The 1,891-nt window shown below is 44.6% G+C and carries 2 protein-coding genes; both read right to left on the reverse strand.

The features are described from left to right. Positions 1-197 precede the first annotated feature (197 nt). Positions 198-1,565 (reverse strand): transposase, encoded by a 1,368-nt coding sequence (locus QOS10_RS09195; RefSeq protein WP_283595179.1) that lies wholly within the window; start codon positions 1,563-1,565, stop codon positions 198-200. Positions 1,566-1,568: 3 nt separating this feature from the next. Continuing rightward, on the reverse strand, positions 1,569-1,891 hold a 323-nt coding region (tnpA, locus tag QOS10_RS09200; protein WP_283595180.1), incomplete at its 5' end, for an IS200/IS605 family transposase.

Consider the following 1,891-nt stretch of genomic DNA (forward strand, 5'->3'; position numbering starts at 1 on the left):
CTTCCAGATCTATACGGCTACGATAGCTCATATAGGATCTGGGAAACGTTTAGGCTATGCAGGGCTTACGCCCTGGTTCCCCATTTAAGGGGACTCCGCTACCGACTCGCACCCGTTTTGCAAGCTCAGGGTGATACGCCGCCAGTAGCTCTCGATACCTTTAAGGACGACGAGGTTCTGTCTCGCCCAATATTAATTTAATTAATAGTTACTAGACTGCTTGGCTTCAATGCTGGGTAGTCTTTTAATTTAATGTGCTTTTCAGGGTTAAGAGCCCATTCCAGGATGTTCCGGCTAGCGTTAAGGTCACGATCAATCTCCCTACCGGTGTACTTAGAAGTCCACTGCCGTGGGCCATCCAGACCATGTTTTTCTTGATAATCAGTGCCGTATTCAACTTGACTGGTTTTGTAGCTGTCTACCATGACTAGCGTTTTGCCATTCTTATCAGCCATTCGTTTGAGCCACTGTTCAAGCTCATACGGTTTAATCTTAGCCAAGTGGCGGTTCTTTGCGGTGTTGGCCTTAGAGCTAAGCTCTTTTGACCGCCGCCGCATCTCTTTAGCGTCCAGCTTTTCAACGGCTAATAGGTCATACCCGTTGAATATTTCCTTGGCTATATGCCGATAGCGGTTAGTTAAGATATTTGCCCGGCGAATGTTGTAGTATCTGATCTTGTCATTAAGCCGCTGAATACGTGTGGAATTAGGACTAAGCCAAGTAGCCTTATCCCTGCGGCTCTTTAGCCAGTTAATGATCCGCTCATATTTATCAGCCTTAGCTGATACTAATGCTCCCAGAGGGTACTTTTGGCCATCCGACGTGCGATAGATCACTTCATTTGTCATATTCCAGTCAGCACCCCGAACAGCAGACGGCTGTTTACGCTTTAGCTTTGTTTTAAGTACCAGTTGAAGCTCATAGGAGCCATCTCGCTTATGCTTAATTTTAGATGTGACGATCTTCTGATGCTTCAAATTAATAATATTTTCCACCACTTGGAGATCACCATAATCTTGAATTTTGATGTGATGAGCCGACAATATCGCAATTTGGCCGTTATCTGGAAGCAAAACTGTCTGATGACTAGCTCCATTACGTAGGTAATTTAGTGACCCTTTACGATACCAGGAACGATGGTGTGGATTATTATGGTGCTTGTTATTGCGGTAGTTCTCTTTTTCTTGATTAGTCATTCTAGCCGCTTTTTTGAGTACCTTATGGTACTCGCCAAAGTTAGTCAAGAGAGTGAGTAAGGACTGGTAAGCAGCTTGTGAGTGTAAGCCAACTTTACGAGAATTCCACCGCTTTAGGCCGTAGTTTTCCTGTAAGAATCCGGGTAGAATTTCGTCCTTTATAACATAAGTCTTCCCAGTCCGTGTGCCAGGAAATTTACGAGAAAGGCGCTTGTAGCCATAGGCACGTTCCAGATATTTAAGAGCATAGTTGTGTAGTTGGTTCTCAACCGTCAGGTTGACTTGATGCTTTCTTACCAGTTCTGGTGTCATAACCAGTCGATAGCGTCGTACTCTTACATATTCAGTTGTACTCGGCAATTTGAGCATCAACTATTTCTCCTTCTTACGTTGATCGTCAATATATTTGGCGACCGCCTTTTCATTTACTGCACCAATACTTTCAACATAGTAACTAGGCAACCAAAGGTGCCGCCCTTGTTTCTTCCAGTAGCTGGTCTGCAGTTCAGGGCACTGCCGAAACATTTGATAAACGGTAATGCCTTTAAGCCACCGCATAATATTAGTGACCGATAGTTTTGGAGGCGCACTAACCAGCATGTGTACGTGATCGTCTTTACCAATTTCCATGTGGGCTACTGTAAAGCCGTACTTATTGGCAATTTCCCGGACTTGCTCCCGGAAGACCGCTTCAA

This window comes from Limosilactobacillus galli, from assembly GCF_947381495.1.
In the GTDB taxonomy this organism is placed as follows: Bacteria; Bacillota; Bacilli; order Lactobacillales; family Lactobacillaceae; genus Limosilactobacillus; species Limosilactobacillus galli.

What these genes read in the sequence shown, in the direction of transcription:
- QOS10_RS09195 (WP_283595179.1), bottom strand. Translation starts at nt 1,565, where the DNA reads ATGCTCAAATTGCCGAGTACAACTGAATATGTAAGAGTACGACGCTAT.